Here is a 17,644-nt window from a genome sequence, read left to right on the forward strand (position 1 = left end):
TGACGTCGGGGCGATCATCGCGGACGTTAGACAGCACAGCCGGGCGTCGTGCGACGCCCGGCTGCCGGGTGCGTGACCCCCGGGTGAACAGCGGGGGTCGGCGGGGTTCAGAGAGGTTCAGAGGCGGGGAGAGGGGGTTTAGAGGGGGGTGACGTACGCCCCGGAGATGCCGCCGTCGACCAGGAAGTCGGTGGCGTTGATGAAGGAGGAGTCGTCGCTGGCGAGGAAGGCGACGGCGGCGGCGATCTCCTCGGCCTCGGCGAACCGGCCGGCCGGGATGTGCACCAGACGCCGCGCTGCGCGCTCGGGGTCCTTGGCGAACAGCTCCTGAAGCAGCGGGGTGTTCACCGGGCCCGGGCAGAGCGCGTTGACACGGATGCCCTCGCGGGCGAACTGCACACCGAGCTCGCGTGACATGGCGAGCACGCCGCCCTTGGACGCGGTGTACGAGATCTGTGAGGTCGCCGCGCCCATGATCGCCACGAAGGAGGCGGTGTTGATGATGGAGCCGCGGCCCTGGCGCTGCATGTAGGGCAGGGCGGCCTTGCAGCACAGGTAGACGGAGGTGAGATTGACCTCCTGGACGCGGCGCCAGGCGTCGAGCCCGGTGGTGAGGATGGAGTCGTCGTCGGGCGGCGAGATGCCGGCGTTGTTGAACGCGATGTCGACGCTGCCGTAGGTGTCGAAGGCGGTCCTGAACAGCGCCTCGACCTGCTCCTGGTTGGTGACGTCGACCTTGACGAAGGTGCCGCCGACAGCTTCCGCGGCGGCCTTTCCGGCACTCTCGTCGATGTCGCCGCACACCACGTGGGCGCCCTCGGCGGCCAGGCGCTTGGCGGTGGCGAGGCCGATGCCGCTGCCGGCGCCGGTGATGACGGCGGTGCGGCCGACCAGGCGGCGGCAGACGGGGGTCTGGGGGGATTCCCCAGAGGTCGTTGCGGTGTCGTCGGTCATGTGTGCTCAGGCCTCCGTGCTGATGAAGACGTTCTTGGTCTCGGTGAAAGCGGTCAGGGCGTCGGGGCCGAGCTCACGGCCGAGGCCGGACTGCTTGTAGCCGCCGAACGGGGTCGAATGGCGCACGCTGGAATGGGAGTTGACGGACAGGTTGCCGGCCGCGACGGCCCGCGAGACCCGCAGTGCCCGGCCCACGTCGCGGGTCCAGATCGACCCGGAGAGCCCGTACTCGGTGGCGTTGGCGAGCCGGATCGCGTCCGCCTCGTCCTCGAAGGGCAGCACGACGGCGACCGGTCCGAAGACCTCCTCGACGGCGGCGGGTGCCTCCGGGTCGAGTCCGGTCAGGACGGTCGGCGGGAACCAGAAGCCGGGGCCGTCGGGTGCGCCGCCGCGCAGGGCGGCCGCGTCGTCGGCGACGTACGACCGGACGCGGTCCAGCTGGACGCGTGAGATCAGCGGGCCCATCTGCGTCTTCTCGTCGGCGGGGTCGCCGACCACGATCTCCTCGATGGCGGGCCCGAGCAGCTCCATGAAGCGGTCGTACGCGGTGCGCTGGACCAGGATGCGGGTGCGGGCGCAGCAGTCCTGGCCGGAGTTGTCGAGGAAGGACATCGGCGTGGCCGCGGCGGCAGCCTCGATGTCGGCGTCGGCGAAGACGATGTTGGGGCTCTTGCCGCCGAGTTCGAGGGTCACCCGCTTCACGCGGTCGGCGCACTTGGCCATGATCTGCTTGCCGACGCGGGTCGAGCCGGTGAAGACGATCTTGGCGACGCCGGGGTGCTCGACGAGCGCGTTCCCGGCGATCGCACCCGCGCCGGGCAGCACCTGGAACAGGCCCTCGGGAAGGCCCGCCTCCAGGGCGAGACCGGCCAGGCGGAGCGCGGTGAGCGGGGTCGTCTCGGCGGGCTTGAGGATGACGGCGTTGCCGGCCGCGAGCGCGGGGGCGGTGCCCCAGGCGGCGATCGGCATCGGGAAGTTCCACGGCGCGATGACGCCGATGACGCCGAGCGGTTCGAGCAGGGTGATGTCGAGACCGCCCGCGACCGGGATTTGACGGCCACTCAGACGCTCCACTCCCCCGGCCGAGAAGTCGAGCAGATCGCGGACGTTGCCCGCCTCCCAGCGGGCGTTGCCGATGGTGTGGCCGGCCTCCTGGACCTCCAACTGGGCCAGTTCCTCGACGTGTTGGTCGACCACGGCAGCGAACCGCCGCAGGAGGCGGGCACGGTCGGCGGGGGCCGCGGCGGCCCAGTCGCGCTGAGCGACGCGGGCCCGCGCGACCGCCGCGTCCACATCGGCGGCGGTGGCGCCGGCGACGACCGCGATCACGTCCTCGGTGGCCGGGTTGAGCACCTGAAGCTCGTACGCAGTGGACAACTCGTTCCTCACAGGCGTTCGAAGGAGCGGCGGAGCTCCCAGTCGGTCACCGCGGCGTCGAACGCGTCGAGTTCGACCCGCGCCATGTTGCGGTAGTGCGCGACGACCTCGTCCCCGAAGGCGGCCTGGGCGATGGGGCTGTTCTCCCACAGTTCGGCGGCTTCGCGCAGGGTGGTCGGAACGTGGGCGTAGTCGCCGGTGTAGGCGTTGCCGGTGCAGGCCTCGGGCAGCTCCAGCTTGTTCTCGATGCCGTACAGGCCGGCCGCGACGAGTCCTGCGACGGCGAGGTGCGGGTTGACGTCGCCGCCCGGGAGGCGGTTCTCGAAGCGCGTTCCGGCGCCGTGGCCCACGACCCGGAGCGCACAGGTGCGGTTGTCGTGGCCCCAGGCGACGGCGGTGGGCGCGAAGGAGCCGGGCTGGAAGCGCTTGTAGGAGTTGATGTTGGGTGCGTACAGGAGGGAGAAGTCGCGCAGCGCGGCGAGCTGGCCGGCGAGGAAGTGGCGCATCACGGGCGACATGGCATCGGGCCCGTCGCCCGCCATCACATTGGCGCCGTTCTCGTCGGTGAGTGAGAGGTGGATGTGGCAGGAGTTGCCTTCGCGCTGGTCGTACTTGGCCATGAAGGTGAGCGAGACGCCCTCCTGGGCCGCGATCTCCTTGGCGCCCGTCTTGTAGATGGCGTGCTGGTCGCAGGTGACGAGGGCCTCGTCGTAGCGGAAGACGATCTCGTGCTGACCGGGGTTGCACTCGCCCTTGGCGGACTCGACGGTCAGGCCTGCCGCCTGCATCTCGTTGCGGATCCGGCGCAGGAGCGGCTCGATGCGGCCGGTGCCGAGCACCGAGTAGTCGATGTTGTACTGGTTGGCCGGGGTGAGGCCCTGGTATCCGGCGTCCCAGGCCTGCTCATAGCTGTCCTTGAACACGATGAATTCGAGTTCGGTGCCGACCTGCGCGGTGTAGCCGAGCTCCGCGAGCCGTTCCAGCTGGCGCCGCAGGATCTGCCGGGGGGCGGCCACGACGGGCGAGCCGTCGTTCCAGCCGAGGTCGGCGATGAGCATCGCGGTGCCCTCGTTCCACGGGACGCGGCGCAGGGTCGCCGGGTCGGCGCGCATGGCGAAGTCGCCGTAGCCGCGCTCCCAGGACGACATCGCGTAACCGTCGACCGTGTTCATCTCGGTGTCGACGGCGAGCAGGTAGTTGCAGCCCTCGGTGCCGTGTGCCAGGACCTCGTCGAGGAAGAAGCCGGCCGCGAAGCGCTTGCCCTGCAGCCGCCCTTGCATATCGGGGAAGGCGAGGACGACAGTGTCGATCTCACCGCTCGCGACGAGGTCTCGCAGCTCCTCGATCGAGAGCGGGGGTGTGCGGTCTGCCACGGGAAGCTCCTCCTTGGGTCAGCCGAGAGCCATAAGGTATGGGGTAAGACCATTGATTGGGAAGAGGAATCCACGACGTGGCGAAGAAGATCGATCCGCCGGACCGCCCGGGAAGCCGGACCCCGGACACGCTCGTCCCCGTCCTGCGGACCGTACGGGCCGGGAACGGCTTCGAGGAAGCGCTGGAGCAGGTTCTCCAGCTGTTGCGCCTCGGCCTGGTGCCGCCGGGTGAACGCCTGCCGTCGGAACGGGAGTTGGCCGAGCGGATGGGCATCAGCCGGGTCACCCTGCGCGAGGTGCTCAAGGTCCTCCAGGACCAGGGCCTGGTGGAGAGCAGGCGCGGCAGATACGGCGGTACGTTCGTGCTGCCCAGACCGGCCGAGGGCGGCGAGGACGAGCTGCGCCGGCGCATTGCCTCGGTCGACGTCGAGGACATCCTGCGCTTCCGCGAGGTCCTGGAGGTCGGCGCGGCCGGGCTGTGCGCGGCGCACGGCCTGAGCGAGGAGGGCGCCGAGCGGCTGCGGGCCGCGCTCACCGCCACCCATGACGCCGAGCTCTCCGACTACCGCCGCCAGGACACCCTGCTCCACCTCACCCTGTCCGAGCTGTCCGGATCCCCCAGCCTCACCGCGCAGTACGCGGCGGTACGGGCCACGGTCAACGACCTCCTGGACTGCATCCCGCTCCTGGTGCGCAACCTGGAGCACTCACAGCACCAGCACACCGCGCTGGTCGAGGCGGTGCTCGACGGCGACGCGGACGGGGCGCGCGAGGTGATGCGCGAGCACTGCGGGGGCACGGCGGCGCTGCTGCGCGGCTTCCTGACCTGAGCGGAACCTTCGGGGCAGGGCACTGGCAGGCCGCCCCGCCCGAAGCGCCGTACGCCCGGCCCACCGAAGCACCGGTCCCCCGGTCCCCCGGTCCACCGGTCCCCCGGTCCACCGGTTCCAGCCACGGCACACCGACATGCCGACCCTACGGCGCACGGGCGCCCGGCGCCCCGACACCCCCGACGCGCCCGTAACCGCGGTTTTACGTACACCCCTTGCGCATCCCCCTACCCTAAGGCAAAGGTATGCAGCCGAACCATTGACTTGATCTCCCCCGACGATCATCTGGAGCGGCTCATGGCCGAGGGCACCGACCTGCGCACCGCACCACCCGCCTCCGCCGAGGACGACTACCTGCACCGGCGCACCCTGCGGCGCGGCAGCGCCGGCTGGCTGCTGCTCACCGGGCTCGGCGTCGCCTACGTGGTGTCGGGCGACTTCTCCGGCTGGAACATCGGCCTGTCCAAGGGCGGCTTTGGAGGTCTCGCCGCGGCCACCGTCCTGATGGGCATCATGTACGCCTGTCTCGTCTTCTCGCTCGCCGAACTCTCCGCCATCCTGCCCACCGCGGGCGGGGGTTACGGCTTCGCGCGCCGGGCGCTCGGCACCTGGGGCGGTTTCCTGACCGGCACCGCGATTCTCATCGAGTACATCCTGGCGCCCGCCGCGATCTCGCTCTTCATCGGCGACTACGTGGAATCGCTCGGCCTGTTCGGGCTGACCTCCGGCTGGCCCGTCTACCTCGCCTGCTTCGCGATCTTCATCGGGATCCATCTGTGGGGCGTGGGCGAGGCCCTGCGCTTCAGCCTGGTGGTCACCGCGATCGCCGTGGCCGCCCTGCTGGTCTTCGCCGTCGGCGCGTTCACCGACTTCGACGCCGGCCGCCTCAACGACATCCCGGTGGACGCCTCCGCGCTCGGCTCCAATTCGTGGCTGCCGTTCGGGGTGCTCGGGATCTGGGCCGCGTTCCCGTTCGGCATGTGGTTCTTCCTCGGCGTCGAGGGTGTCCCGCTGGCGGCCGAGGAGGCCAAGGACCCGGTGCGGTCCATGCCCCGCGCGCTCGCCATCTCTCTCTCGATCCTGGTGCTGCTCGCCGTGGTGACCTTCTTCGCCGCGACCGGGGCGCACGGCTCGGCCGCCATCAAGGACGCAGGGAACCCGCTGGTCGTGGCGCTCCAGGGCGACGGCGGCCCGACGGCGCTCAGCCGGTTCGTCAACTATGCGGGCCTGGCCGGCCTGGTGGCGTCGTTCTTCTCGCTGATCTTCGCGGGCTCGCGCCAGCTCTTCGCCCTGTCGAGGGCCGGCTATCTGCCCCGCTTCCTCTCCCTGACCAGCCGCCGCAAGTCGCCCTATCTGGGCCTGCTGATCCCCGGCGCGCTCGGGTTCGCGCTCGCCGCGTGGAGCGGCAACGGTGGCCGGATGCTGAACGTCGCGGTGTTCGGCGCCACCATCTCGTACGCTTTGATGGCGCTCTCGCACGTGGTGCTCAGGCGCCGCGAGCCGGGTCTCGACCGGCCCTACCGCACCCCGGGCGGGGTGCTGACCTCGTCGGTCGCGTTCGTCCTCGCGCTGTTCGCCCTGGTGGCCACCTTCCTCGTGGACAAGGACGCGGCGTTCATCGCGCTGGGCGTCTATGCGATCGCGCTGGCCTATTTCGCCTTCTACAGTCGCCACCGGCTGGTCGCCCACGCGCCCGAGGAGGAGTTCGCGGCGCTGGCCGCGGCCGAGGCGGAACTCGCCCGGGACTGACCTCGTCCCGAGACCGGACCCGCCCGGAACCGACCCCGGGCCGAGACCGGACCCGCCCGGAACCGACCCCGTCCCGCTCCCTGATTGGAGACTGGCACCGTGCCCAAGCCGCTCATCGGCATCAGTACGTATCTGGAGCCCGCCCGGTGGGGTGTGTGGGAGCTGCCCGCCGCCCTGCTGCCGGCCGGCTACCCCCGGCTCGTCCGGGCGGCGGGCGGCCTGGCCGCGATGGTGCCGCCGGACGACGACCCGGTGGCCGCGGCGGAGGTGGTGGCGCGCCTGGACGGGCTGATCATCGCGGGCGGCGCGGATGTGGAGCCGGTCCGGTACGGGGCCGAGCCGTCGCCGCGTACCGGACCGCCCGCGCGTGAGCGGGACGCGTGGGAGCTGGCCCTGATCGACGCGGCGCTGGCGGCGGGCACCCCGCTGCTCGGCATCTGCCGGGGTCTCCAGCTCCTCAACGTGGCGCTCGGCGGGACGCTGGTGCAGCACGTGGACGGGCACACCGGGGGCCGCGGTGTGTTCGGCGAGCACACGGTTGAGCCGGTGCCGGGCACGCTGTACGCCTCGCTCGTCCCCGAGGCGGTGTCCGTGCCGACCTACCACCACCAGTGCGTGGACCGGCTCGCGGAGCGTCTGGTTGTTTCGGCGTACGCGCAGGACGGCACGGTGGAGGCGGCCGAACTCCACGGCTCCGCCTGGGCGTTGGGGGTTCAGTGGCACCCCGAGATGGGCGTGGACCTCCGAGTGGCCGAGGGCCTGATCCAAGCGGCATCCGCCCGCTCGACCCCGGCCGGCTGCTCGGCGCCGGTCGGCACGGGCATCCTCAGCCCGTCCGGCGTTTGAGGACGAGGGCCGTCCAGGCCCGAACCGGGGCCTGGGGCGAAGCCCCAGGCAACCCCACTTTCGGGTGCGGACCGTGCCCGCGTCCCGCGCGGTTCCCCGCGCCCCTGGCGGGGTCGGCGCCTGGCAGCATGCACACCTCACCCCCCGGCGGAGCCAGTCGCTTGGGTGAGGGAGAGGAGGGTGCGGGCGGGGCCCGCCGGGAGGGGACCCCGGCGCCAGACCGCGCGCAGGTCGCGTCGCAGCCGCACCCCCTCCACCGGCACCCGTACCAGCCGGCGCGCCGCAAGCTCCTCCCCCAGGGCCAGCTCGCTGAGGACCGACGGCCCCGCTCCGCTGACCACGGACGCCTTCACCGCCGTGGTGGAGGAGAGCTCGATGAGGGGGTCGGCCAGCCCACCGTGGGCGGCGAGCGCCGCGTCGAGGACCTGCCGCGTGCCCGAGCCGTGCTCGCGCAGGATGAGCGGGGTCGCGGCCAGCTCGGCGGGCGCCAGCGGTTGGCGCCTGCGGGCCCACGGGTGCGAGGGCGCGGCGACCACCACCAGCCGGTCGTGGCCGATGACCGCCGAGTCGAGCCCCGCCGGTACCCCGAGGCCCTCGACGAAGCCGAGGTCGGCCTCGTCCCCGAGCAGTTGCTCGGCAACCACCGCCGAGTTGCCCGCGCTGAGCGACACCGCGGTGCCGGGCCGCTCGGCGCGCAGCGCGATCAGCCAACCCGGCAGCAGGTACTCGGCGATCGTCATGCTCGCGGCGACCCGCAGCCGCGAGTCCCGGCGCCCGCGCAGCGCCTGCGCACCCGCGTCGAACGCCTCGGCCGCCTCCACCACCCGCCTGGCCCAGTCCGTCACAAGAACGCCCTCGGCGGTGAGCCGGGAGCCGCGCGGGGACCGGTCGACGAGGGCGACACCGAGCAGCCGTTCCATGGAGCGGACGCGACTGCTCGCGGCGGGCTGCGTGATGCCCAGGTCGCGGGCCGCACGCCCGAGACTGCCGTGCCGGGCGACGGCGAGCAGCAGCTCCATCGCGCCCAGGTCGGGCACGCGGTGGGCCAACGGGCTGGTGTCATCGGAACCGTTCGCGCTCATAAACCCAGCTTATGGGCCCATAGCAATAAGGGGCGTGGCGGGACCGGAGCACCGCGCCGAAGCTGGCTGCATGGCCACCGTCGCGCAACCGCGCCCCCGCACCCGCCCCCTCGTCGCCGCCCAACGCCGTCCCGCCCTGCGTCACCTCGGCCCGAACTGGTACGCCGCGGTCATGGGCACCGCGATCATCGCCAACGCGGGTGCGGGCCTGCCTTTCCACATCCCGGGCCTCCCGCTGATCTGGGCGCTCTCGCTCGCCCTGCTCGTCCTGCTGCTCGTGGCCCGCGCCGGGCACTGGCTGCACCACCGCGACCAGGCCCGCGCCCACCTCCTCGACCCGGCGGTCGCGCCCTTCTACGGTTGCCTGTCCATGGCGTTCCTCGCCGTCGGCATCGGCTCGCTCTCGGTCGGCGCCGACCTGATCGGCGAGAGCGCGGCCGTCCCGCTGGCCTGGGTGCTGTACGCCCTCGGCACCGCGACCGGTCTGGTGGCCGCTGTGGCCGTGCCGTATCTGATGGTCGTGCGGCACGACGTGGCGCCCGGCAGCGCCTCCCCCGTATGGCTGCTGCCCGTGGTCGCGCCCATGGTGTCGGCGACGCTCGGCCCGCTGCTCATCCCCCACCTGCCCGCAGGCCAGGCCCGCGAGGCGATGCTGCTCGGCTCGTACGCGATGTTCGGGATGAGCCTGCTGGCCACCCTCGTCATCCTGCCGGTGGTGTTCTCGCGCCTGATCCACCGGGGCGCGCTGCCCCTGTTCCTCACGCCGACCCTGTTCCTGGTCCTCGGCCCGCTCGGCCAGTCGACCACCGCCGTGAACAATCTGGCCGATGTGGCCGGCGGCTCGATCGAGGCCACGTACGCGCACGGCATGACCGCCTTCGCCGTCCTGTACGGGGTACCGGTGATGGGCTTCGCCCTGATGTGGCTCGCGCTCGCGGTGGCGATGGCGGTACGCGCGGCCCGACGCGGCATGGGCTTCGCGATGACCTGGTGGGCCTTCACCTTCCCCGTCGGCACCTGCGTCACCGGCGCCGAGGGCCTCGCCCGGCACACCGGTCTGCACGCCTTCGAGTGGCTGGCGGTCGCCCTGTACGCGCTCCTTGCGGCGGCATGGCTGGTGGCCGGGTTCCACACCGTACGGGGCCTGGTGAACGGGAAACTGCTCGCGGCACCCGTGAAGAAGTAGTTCCCCGCCGACGAGCGGGGGCCGCTCGGACGGCGATGCCGAGCGCCGCGCCGATCACGGCCGACGCCGTGACCAACGACGGCCCGTACCTGGCGAGTTGACGCCCGTCGACGAGGGCCGACGGCAGCGCGGGGAAGGCCTCGGGGCCGCCGTCGGGGGTGAACCGGCAGGGCTCGTCGGGCAGCACGACGAGGTCAGTGGCGGGCCCTCTCGACAGCACCGGCCATCAGGGGCGGGTCCCCTCGACGGCACCGGCCATCAGGGGCGGGTCCCCTCGACGGCACCGGCCATCAGTGGCGGGTCTCCTCGATCGCCTCGATGTGGTCGGCGACCGCCACGATCAGGATGCGGGTGCCGGGCAGCGCCGCGCGCCAGCGGTGGCGCACCCCGCCGGACAGACACAGCGTGTCGCCGCGCTCCAGACGGTAGGCGCGGCCCTCGGCCTCGACCTCGGCCGCGCCGTCGGCCACGTACATCAACTCGTCGTTGCGGTGCTGGAACTCGCGCCCGGTGTCCTGCTCGCCGGTGAACTCCATCGCGTGCAGCTGATGGTGGCCGCGCAGCAGCTCGCGCACCCCGTGGCCCTGGTCATCGGCCTCCGGTTCGGCCCGTACGACGTCGACGGTGCGGGTGCAGTCGGCGGCGTCGTACAACGCGCCGACCGTGGTGTTCAGGGCGTCCGCCACGCGTTGCAGGGAGCGGGCGCTGGGGCGGGCGCGCTCGTTCTCCACCTGGCTGAGGAAGGGCACCGACAGGCCGCTGCGTTCGGCGACCACGGCAAGGGTGAGGCCGAGGCTGCGGCGCAGACGCCGCACCGCCACCCCCACCCGAAGAGTTTCCTTGTCGTCCATCGCCCGGGCTCCCTCCCCGTTCACTCGGTCCGCGGTCGCACCGGCTGCGTGCAGGTCACCCTACGCAGCTTCGGGCCCCGAGGGGACCGTCCCGCCGAGATCGCCGGCGGTTGAATACGCGAACGGACCGGATCGCGACGTTCCGCAGCCGCGGCCGGAGGACCGGCCGCGGCTGCGGAAAGGGAGGTGGACCGAGGCCCGCTACGAGGCGAGGAGCCCGCAACGAACCGCGGGGGCCGGCTACGAAGCGACCGGGGTCCACTTGTCGGCGAGGCCCGGGTTCTCCTTGAGCCAGGCGCGCACGGCGTCCTGCTCCTTGCCCTTGCCCGTCGACTGGATCTTCGCCTCAAGGCTGGTGAGCTGCTTCTCGTCCATCTTGAAGCTCTTGAGCCACTTGCCGACCTGCTTGTTGTCGGCGCCGAAGCCCTTGCGGGCCAGGGTGTGCACCTCGTCGCCCTTGCCCCAGGCACCCTTGGTGTCCTTGAGCTTCTTCAGGTCGTAGGTGTTGTACGCCCAGTGCGGCGACCAGAGCGGAACCACGATGGGCTCCTTCTTGGCGTACGCCCGCTTCAGCTCGGCGAGCATGCCGGGCGTGGACCCGTCGACGACCTTGTACTCGCCGTCGAGACCGTACTGCTTGAGGATCTTGTCCTTCAGGATCCCGGTCTCGCCGGCGCTCGGCTCGATGCCGACGATGCGGTTCTGGAACTCGGAGCCCTTGCCCTTGAGGTCGTCGAGGGTGTTGACGTCCTTGACGTAGGACGGCACCGACAGCTCAAGGGAGGTCGGGCCGTACCAGGGGCCCATGTCCTCCAGCTTGTCCTTGTACTTCGCCCAGTACTGGGCGTGTGTGGTGGGCAGCCAGGAGTCGGTCTCGAAGTCGATCTGGCCGCCGGCCATGCCGGTGTAGAGCGCGCCGGCCTCGTACTGGCGGGCATCCACGGTGAAGCCGCGGCGCTCCAGGAGCTCCTTCCACAGGAAGGTGGAGGCAACGCCCTCGTCCCAGGGGATGTAGCCGAGCGAGATCTTCTTGCCCTTGCCGACGTTCTTGGCGCCGGTGGCGGTGGCCTCGCCCGAGGAGCCGAACATGTTCATGCCGCCGGCGACGAGCGCGAGGACGACCACGCCGACGATCGCGACGACGGGCTGCGGCCGGTAGTTCCAGATCTTGAGCCCGCCGGTGGCGGCCTTCGCCTTGGCGAGCGCGCGCCGGCCGAGGGGGGAGACCTGCCGGCTGAGCGCGCCGGTCATCCGGTCCAGGTACATGGCGAGGACGACGATGGAGATGCCGGCCTCGAAGCCGAGCCCGATGTCGACGTTGCCGATGGCGCGGTAGACGGCGCCGCCGAGGCCACCGCCGCCCGCCATGCCCGCGATGACGACCATGGAGAGGCTGAGCATGATGACCTGGTTGATGCCGGCCATGATGGTGGGCAGCGCGAGCGGCAGCTGGACCCGGAGCAGCGTGTTGCGCGGGGTGGTGCCGAACGCCTCGGCCGCCTCGACGAGTTCACCGTCGACCTGGCGGATGCCGAGTTCGGTCATGCGCACGCCCGGCGGCAGCGAGAAGACGATGGTGGCGATGATGCCGGGCACCACGCCGACGCCGAAGAAGATGATGCCGGGGATCAGATAGACCATGGCCGGCATGGTCTGCATGAAGTCGAGGACCGGCCGCATCACGGCGCTGACCGTCGTGGAGCGCGAGGCCCAGATGCCGAGCGGGATCGCCACGACGAGCGTCACGATCGCGGCGACGAGCACCAGCGACAGCGTCGACATGGTGTCGTCCCACAGCTGGATCGAGTCGATCAGCGCGAAGCCGGCGAAGGTGAGGACGCCGGCGACGAGTCCCCGCAGCCACCAGGCGACGACGGCGAGGATGCCCGCGAACAGCAGGGGCTGCGGCGCGTCGAGCACCGTGTTGATGCCGTCGTACATGCCGTTGACGACCTGGGTGATGGCGTCGAACAGCCAGGACAGGTGCGTCTGGAGGAAGTTGACGGCGCTGTCGACCCAGTCGCCGAGATGGAGCCTAGGCATGGGCGGCCACATCCTTCATCGAGCATTCGACCGGGCCCTGCTTGTCGTCACCGAGGAAGGCGATGAGCCGTTCCTGGGGTACGACGCCGAGCACGTCCCCTTCGGCGTCCTTGACGGCGACGGGGTGCGGGACCCGGGCGGCCACCGCGCACACGTCGGCGACGGGCGTCTCGGGCAGCACGGTCTCGCAGTCGCAGGAGCCCACGTCGGGCCGGTGCGGGACGGTCATCACGGAGAGCGCGGTGAGCACCCGGGAGCGGTCGACGTCCTGGATGAAGGAGGCCACGTAGTCGTTGGCCGGGGTGAGCAGGATGTCCTCGGCGGTGCCGAGCTGCACTATGCGGCCGTCGCGCATGACGGCGATGTGGTCGCCGAGCCGCATGGCCTCGTTGAGGTCGTGCGTGATGAAGACGATCGTCTTCTTGAGCCCCTTCTGCAGTTCGAGCAGCTGGTCCTGCATGTCGCGCCGGATCAGCGGGTCGAGCGCGCTGAACGACTCGTCCATCAGGAGCAGGTCGGCGTCGGTGGCGAGCGCGCGGGCCAGGCCCACGCGCTGCTGCATGCCGCCGGAGAGCTCGTCGGGCCAGGAGTCGCCCCACCCTCCGAGGCCGGCGAGCTCCAGGGCCTCGGCGGCACGCTTGTCGCGCTCGGCACGGGGTACGCCCTGTACTTCAAGGCCGTACGCGGCGTTCTCCAGGACGCTGCGGTGCGGGAACAACGCGAAGTGCTGGAACACCATGCTGATCTTGCTGGAGCGGACCGTACGCAGGTCGCGGGCGGACAGGCCGGTCAGGTCCTGCCCGTCGAACAGGACGCGGCCCGATGTGGGCTCAAGGAGCCCGTTGAGCATGCGCAGCAGGGTCGACTTGCCGGAGCCGGAGAGGCCCATGACCACGAAGATCTGACCGGGTTCCACCGTGAACGAGGCGTCGATCACCGCCGCGGTCGTCCCGTCCGCCCGCAGCTCGTCGCGGTCGGCGCCGCCTTCGAGCTTGCCGACGGCTTCCTCGGGTCGTCTGCCGAACACCTTGTAGAGCTGCTCGGCTTGCAGCCTGGACACATACACCTCACGGGTTGAACTGAAAACGGCCCGCACCCCCGCGGGCGGGCCGTGGAGCGGCGCGGATTCGGTCCGCAGCCCGAGAAATGGTTGAAAACCAGACTTGGGTCCGCTCCGGCGACGCGCCTTCCCAGGCGGTTCCCGGGCAAACACAAGAGTGATCCAGTTCACTTGTTCACATGTGCGGCGCGTACCGCGGGGAGGGCGGGCCTGCCGCGCTTGCATGCGGTCACTGTCAGTGGCGTGCGGCATCATCGGGGATGTGACGCGACGCCTGATGCTCCTCGACACCTCGTCCCTCTACTACCGGGCCTACTTCGGGGTCCCCGACACGGTCAGGGCCCCGGACGGCACGCCGGTCAACGCCGTGCGCGGTCTGCTCGACTTCATCTCCCGCCTGGTCCACGACCACCGGCCGGACGACCTGGTGGCGTGCATGGACGCGGACTGGCGGCCGCAGTGGAGGGTCGATCTGATCCCCTCCTACAAGGCACACCGGGTGGCCGAGGAGACCCCGGCGGGGCAGCCCGACGAGGAGGAGACGCCGGACACGCTCGCCCCGCAGGTCCCGGTGATCGACGCCATGCTGGACGCGCTGGGCATCGCCCGCGTCGGCGTCGCGGGATACGAGGCGGACGACGTGATCGGCACCCTGTCCGGCCTCGCGCCCGGCCCGGTCGACATCGTGACCGGCGACCGCGACCTGTTCCAGCTGGTCGACGACAAGCGCGGGGTACGGGTGCTCTACCCCCGCAAGGGCGTCGGCGACTGCGACCTGGTGGACGACGAGATGATCCGTACGAAGTACGGGGTGCGCCCCGATCAGTACGCGGACTTCGCGGCGCTGCGCGGCGACACCAGCGACGGGCTGCCCGGCGTGAAGGGCATCGGCGAGAAGACGGCGGCGCAGCTCATCAACGAGTACGGCGATCTGGCGGGCGTCCGCGCGGCCGCCGCCGACCGCTTCTCACGGCTGACCCCGGCCAAGCGCAGGGGAATCCTGGAGGCGGCCGACTATCTGGACGTCGCGCCGAAGGTGGTGCGGGTCGCGATGGACGTGGCACTGCCGGCGTTCGACCCGGTGCTGCCCACGGAGCCGCTCGATCCGGCGACGCTGGAGGAGCTGGTGGCACAGTGGGGGCTCACGGGGGCGACGGGCCGGCTGCTCTCCACTCTGCGCAGCTGAGGTGCTAGCTTAGGTAAACCTAACTAATGGTGAATCAGGGGAGCGCACTGTGGCAGAACGGCCGTCTCGTAAAGCACCGAAGATCAACGAGGCACAGGTGGTGCGCACCGAGCGGATCACCCCGCACATGGTGCGGGTCGTGCTCGGCGGTGAGTCGCTCGCCGGCTTCACCGCGGGCGAGCACACCGACCACTACATCAAGCTGCTGTTCCCGGCGCCGGGTGTGAGCTACCCCGAGCCCTTCGACATGGAGCGCATCCGCGCCGAGTTCCCGCGCGAGCAGTGGCCCAGCACCCGCGCGTACACGGTGCGCCGCTGGGATGCGGAGCTCGGCGAGCTGTCCGTCGACTTCGTGGTCCACGGCGACGAGGGCCTCGCGGGCCCCTGGGCGGCCCGGGTCGAGCCCGGCGAGACAGTGCGCTTCCTCGGCCCCGGCGGCGGATACGCACCGGACCCGGCGGCGGACTGGCACCTGCTCGCCGGCGACGAGAGCGCGCTGCCCGCTATCGCGGCGGCCATGGAGCGCATGCCGGCGGGCGCCGTGGTGCACGCCTTCGTCGAGGTGGGTGGCCCCGAGGAGCAGCAGAAGATCAGCACTCCGGACGGCACGACGGTGACGTGGCTGCACCGGGGCAGGGCCCCGGTCGGCTCGACGCTGGTGCAGGCCGTGCAGGGCCTGGAGTTCCCGGCCGGCGAAGTGCACGCCTTCGTGCACGGCGAGGCGGGCTTCGTGAAGGAGCTGCGCGCGCTGCTCCGCGTCTCGCACCACGTGCCGCGCGAACGCCTGTCCATTTCGGGTTACTGGCGTCTGGGTCAGGACGACGAGGCCTGGCGCGCGGGCAAGCGCGAGTGGAACGAGCAGGTGGAGCGCGAGCAGGAGGCTCCGGCCGCCTGAGGTTCGTACGCCGGCGGGGTTTTGGTTGCTCCCCGGTCCGGAACCACTCCCCCGGCAGAACCGTCCGGACACTCCCCCGGCAGGACCGTTCGACCGCTCCCCCGGCCGCAGCGTCTCCCGCTCGTTCACGCGCGGGACCCCCGGCGTCTGCCCGCCGGGGGTCTCGTGCGTCCGGACGGCCGTGTGCCGCGGAGTTACACCGACTTCTGGTACGAGCGGAACGTACGGGTCGAGAGCCACACCGCGACGACCGCGAGGGCCAGGAGCGCGCCGCCGCGGCCGAGGACGAGGCCCCGGTCCGGGTCGGCCGACATGGCCGAACGGCCCGCCACCATCCCCCAGTTGAGCGGGTTGAAGTCGGCGATGTGCCGCATCCACGAGGGCATCTGGGCCGGCGCCATGAACGCCGAGGACAGGAAGGTCAGCGGCAGCAGCAGGAAGGTGTTGATGCCGATGATCGACTCACGCTGGCGGACCAGCATGCCGAGCGCGTTGGAGAAGGCCCCGAAGACCGTGCCGAGCAGGATCGCCGCGACCGCGAGGATGACAAGCCCGCCGAATCCGCCCGGGTAGTGGGCGCCGCCGAGCTTGCCGAGCAGCAGGATGATCACGGTCTGGACGGTGATGCTGATGCCGTTCTGCACGACGTTGGCATTCATCAGGGCGCCGCGGCTGACCGGCGTGGTGAGAAACCGGTTGAGCGTGCCCCGCTCGATCTCCTCCAGGGTGCCCATGCCGGCCCACATGCTGGAGCCGAGCGCACTCATCAGGACGATGCCGGGCACGAGGTAGTCCAGATACGAGGTGGTGCCGAACCCGCCGAGCTGGACGACCTTCTTGAAGAGGTTGCCGAAGAGGAAGAGCCAGATCACCGGCTGGACCAGGGTGATCAGGAGATAGGCGGGCTGACGGAAGATCGCCATCAGCTGACGCTGCGTCATGTACCAGGTCTGGGCAAGGGCGTTGGAGCGCAGGGGCGTGGACGCGGGGGTGGAGCGGCTCATCGGGGGCCTCCGGCGGTCGCGCGGGCGGGGGCTTCGGCTGCCGCCTCGGCCTCGGAGTAACGGCGTCCCGCATAGCGCAGATAGACATCGTCGAGGGAGGGCCGGGCCACGGTCGCCGCCGCGACGGAGGCACCGGCCCGTTCCAGGGCGGCGAGCAGCACCGGCACGGCGGCCGCGCCGTCGTCGGCGCGGGCGCTGATCCGGCGGCCGTCGAGCAGCACTTCGTGGACGCCGGGCAGCCCGGTGAGGGCCGCGCGCAGCGGCGAGGGCCCGGTGGCGGACTCGTCGACGGACTCGCGCAGCTCCACATGGACGGCGTCGCCGCGCAGTTCGCCCTTCAGCTCGTCGGGGGTGCCCTCCACGACGACCCGGCCGCGGTCCACGATCGCGATCCGCTCGGCGAGCCGGTCGGCCTCTTCGAGGTAGTGGGTGGTGAGCACAATGGTCAGCCCCTCGTCGCCGGCGAGGCGGGAGATCTCCTCCCACATCGCGGTGCGCGCCTCGGGGTCGAGCCCGGTGGTCGGCTCGTCGAGGAAGAGGACCTCGGGCCGGTGGACCAGGCCGAGCGCCACGTCGAGACGGCGCTGCATGCCGCCGGAGTAGCCCTTGACGATGCGTTTGGCGGCGTGAGCGAGGTCGAACCGTTCGAGGAGCTCGTCGACGCGCCGGTTGAGGGATGATCCGGTCAGGCCGTAGAGCCGCCCTTGCAGCCGGAGGTTCTCGCGGCCGGTGGCGACGGGGTCGGCGCCGGACTTCTGGGCCACCACGCCGATCGCGCGGCGCACCCGGTCGGGGTGGCGCAGCACATCGTGCCCGGCGACGGTGGCGGTGCCGCTGTCCGGGCGGGCGAGGGTGGTGAGGATCTTGACGGTGGTGGACTTGCCGGCGCCGTTGGGGCCGAGCAGTCCGAAAACCGTGCCGGGTTCGACGGTGATGGCCATGCCGTTGAGGGCGATGACATCACCGGGGTACGTCTTGATCAGGTTGCGCGCCTCTACGGCGGGCGCCCGGTTGCTCATGACGAGGCTCTCCTGTGGTGAGCGGGGTCGGTCGGGATGACGGACCGATCCGCGTGTGGAGCGCCGGGCTATCCTTGGCGTGCCGCACCCTCGATCGCCTGGCCTGCTTCACGCGGGTCCGGTCCGGGGTCGCAACCCCGGCGTGGGCTGCTGCAACAGCCCGTGCCGGGGTTTTTCGCGTAGAACTAC

General features: G+C 71.4%; 15 protein-coding genes and 1 pseudogene. 6 read left to right on the forward strand and 10 right to left on the reverse strand.

The features are described 5' to 3' along the window. Nucleotides 1–138 precede the first annotated feature (138 nt). The 3 genes from AB0D31_RS14515 to AB0D31_RS14525 are packed head-to-tail and all read right to left on the reverse strand — an operon-like array spanning nt 139 to nt 3,704. A complete protein-coding gene (locus AB0D31_RS14515) occupies nt 139–954 on the reverse strand; it encodes a 3-oxoacyl-ACP reductase (protein ID WP_362721852.1) in 816 nt (271 codons plus the stop codon). Nucleotides 955–960: 6 nt separating this feature from the next. Further along, complete coding sequence (locus AB0D31_RS14520) at nt 961–2,331, reverse strand: aldehyde dehydrogenase family protein (RefSeq protein ID WP_362721854.1); 1,371 nt, start codon at nt 2,329–2,331, stop codon at nt 961–963. 8 nt (nt 2,332–2,339) lie between these two features. Next, the gene (locus AB0D31_RS14525; RefSeq protein ID WP_362721857.1) at nt 2,340–3,704 is read right to left on the reverse strand and encodes a glutamine synthetase family protein; all 1,365 of its coding nucleotides are present in this window, start codon (nt 3,702–3,704) and stop codon (nt 2,340–2,342) included. 89 nt (nt 3,705–3,793) lie between these two features. Between AB0D31_RS14525 and AB0D31_RS14530 the strand changes: the two genes are divergently transcribed. The 3 genes from AB0D31_RS14530 to AB0D31_RS14540 all read left to right on the forward strand — a co-directional run bounded on the left by AB0D31_RS14530 (nt 3,794) and on the right by AB0D31_RS14540 (nt 7,129). Beyond that, nucleotides 3,794–4,534 carry an FCD domain-containing protein gene (locus AB0D31_RS14530; RefSeq protein WP_362721920.1) on the forward strand — a complete coding sequence of 247 codons (741 nt, stop codon included), beginning with the start codon at nt 3,794–3,796 and terminating at the stop codon, nt 4,532–4,534. 297 nt (nt 4,535–4,831) lie between these two features. Then, nucleotides 4,832–6,283 carry an ethanolamine permease gene (eat, locus tag AB0D31_RS14535; protein WP_362721923.1) on the forward strand — a complete coding sequence of 484 codons (1,452 nt, stop codon included), beginning with the start codon at nt 4,832–4,834 and terminating at the stop codon, nt 6,281–6,283. Nucleotides 6,284–6,382: 99 nt separating this feature from the next. Next, nucleotides 6,383–7,129 (forward strand): gamma-glutamyl-gamma-aminobutyrate hydrolase family protein, encoded by a 747-nt coding sequence (locus AB0D31_RS14540; protein ID WP_362721859.1) that lies wholly within the window; start codon nt 6,383–6,385, stop codon nt 7,127–7,129. Nucleotides 7,130–7,266: 137 nt separating this feature from the next. Here the strand turns inward: AB0D31_RS14540 and AB0D31_RS14545 are convergent, their stop codons facing one another. Then, nucleotides 7,267–8,211, reverse strand: coding sequence for a LysR family transcriptional regulator (locus AB0D31_RS14545; RefSeq protein ID WP_362721862.1), 945 nt, complete (start codon nt 8,209–8,211; stop codon nt 7,267–7,269). Between the two features lie 70 nt (nt 8,212–8,281). Between AB0D31_RS14545 and AB0D31_RS14550 the strand changes: the two genes are divergently transcribed. Next, nucleotides 8,282–9,397, forward strand: coding sequence for a TDT family transporter (locus tag AB0D31_RS14550; protein WP_362721863.1), 1,116 nt, complete (start codon nt 8,282–8,284; stop codon nt 9,395–9,397). A gap of 25 nt (nt 9,398–9,422) precedes the next feature. Here the strand turns inward: AB0D31_RS14550 and AB0D31_RS14555 are convergent. The 4 genes and pseudogenes from AB0D31_RS14555 to AB0D31_RS14570 all read right to left on the reverse strand — a co-directional run. After that, a pseudogene (locus AB0D31_RS14555) lies at nt 9,423–9,593 on the reverse strand (helical backbone metal receptor); the annotation flags it as partial. A gap of 94 nt (nt 9,594–9,687) precedes the next feature. Beyond that, nucleotides 9,688–10,248, reverse strand: coding sequence for a helix-turn-helix domain-containing protein (locus AB0D31_RS14560; protein WP_362721866.1), 561 nt, complete (start codon nt 10,246–10,248; stop codon nt 9,688–9,690). A gap of 240 nt (nt 10,249–10,488) precedes the next feature. Continuing rightward, on the reverse strand, nt 10,489–12,291 hold the full coding sequence (locus AB0D31_RS14565; RefSeq protein ID WP_362721869.1) for an ABC transporter permease/substrate binding protein: 1,803 nt from the start codon (nt 12,289–12,291) through the stop codon (nt 10,489–10,491). After that, complete coding sequence (locus AB0D31_RS14570; protein ID WP_362721872.1) at nt 12,284–13,351, reverse strand: betaine/proline/choline family ABC transporter ATP-binding protein; 1,068 nt, start codon at nt 13,349–13,351, stop codon at nt 12,284–12,286. The genes AB0D31_RS14565 and AB0D31_RS14570 overlap by 8 nt, the downstream gene beginning before the upstream one ends. Nucleotides 13,352–13,628: 277 nt before the next feature. Here AB0D31_RS14570 and AB0D31_RS14575 point away from each other — a divergent pair, with 277 nt between their 5' ends. Further along, the gene (locus AB0D31_RS14575) at nt 13,629–14,537 is read left to right on the forward strand and encodes a 5'-3' exonuclease (protein WP_362721926.1); all 909 of its coding nucleotides are present in this window, start codon (nt 13,629–13,631) and stop codon (nt 14,535–14,537) included. Between the two features lie 49 nt (nt 14,538–14,586). Then, on the forward strand, nt 14,587–15,432 hold the full coding sequence (locus AB0D31_RS14580) for a siderophore-interacting protein (RefSeq protein WP_362721874.1): 846 nt from the start codon (nt 14,587–14,589) through the stop codon (nt 15,430–15,432). 194 nt (nt 15,433–15,626) lie between these two features. On the opposite strand, the gene AB0D31_RS14585 is transcribed toward AB0D31_RS14580, so the two are convergent. Both AB0D31_RS14585 and AB0D31_RS14590 read right to left on the reverse strand, forming a co-directional pair. Beyond that, on the reverse strand, nt 15,627–16,436 hold the full coding sequence (locus AB0D31_RS14585) for an ABC transporter permease (protein WP_362721877.1): 810 nt from the start codon (nt 16,434–16,436) through the stop codon (nt 15,627–15,629). Continuing rightward, nucleotides 16,433–17,455, reverse strand: a complete 1,023-nt coding sequence (locus AB0D31_RS14590; protein WP_362721879.1) for an ATP-binding cassette domain-containing protein — start codon at nt 17,453–17,455, stop codon at nt 16,433–16,435. The genes AB0D31_RS14585 and AB0D31_RS14590 overlap by 4 nt, the downstream gene beginning before the upstream one ends. Nucleotides 17,456–17,644: the final 189 nt, after the last annotated feature.

Origin of the sequence: Streptomyces sp. NPDC048361, assembly GCF_040651795.1 — a bacterium.
GTDB lineage: Bacteria > Actinomycetota > Actinomycetes > Streptomycetales > Streptomycetaceae > Streptomyces.

Bases quoted from the DNA above. Each gene is read 5' to 3' on its own strand.
- AB0D31_RS14565 (WP_362721869.1), bottom strand. From the start codon at position 12,291: ATGCCTAGGCTCCATCTCGGCGACTGGGTCGACAGCGCCGTCAACTTC.
- AB0D31_RS14550 (WP_362721863.1), top strand. From the start codon at position 8,282: ATGGCCACCGTCGCGCAACCGCGCCCCCGCACCCGCCCCCTCGTCGCC.
- AB0D31_RS14560 (WP_362721866.1), bottom strand. From the start codon at position 10,248: ATGGACGACAAGGAAACTCTTCGGGTGGGGGTGGCGGTGCGGCGTCTG.
- AB0D31_RS14515 (WP_362721852.1), bottom strand. From the start codon at position 954: ATGACCGACGACACCGCAACGACCTCTGGGGAATCCCCCCAGACCCCC.
- AB0D31_RS14590 (WP_362721879.1), bottom strand. From the start codon at position 17,455: ATGAGCAACCGGGCGCCCGCCGTAGAGGCGCGCAACCTGATCAAGACG.
- eat (WP_362721923.1), top strand. From the start codon at position 4,832: ATGGCCGAGGGCACCGACCTGCGCACCGCACCACCCGCCTCCGCCGAG.
- AB0D31_RS14545 (WP_362721862.1), bottom strand. From the start codon at position 8,211: ATGAGCGCGAACGGTTCCGATGACACCAGCCCGTTGGCCCACCGCGTG.
- AB0D31_RS14585 (WP_362721877.1), bottom strand. From the start codon at position 16,436: ATGAGCCGCTCCACCCCCGCGTCCACGCCCCTGCGCTCCAACGCCCTT.
- AB0D31_RS14575 (WP_362721926.1), top strand. From the start codon at position 13,629: ATGCTCCTCGACACCTCGTCCCTCTACTACCGGGCCTACTTCGGGGTC.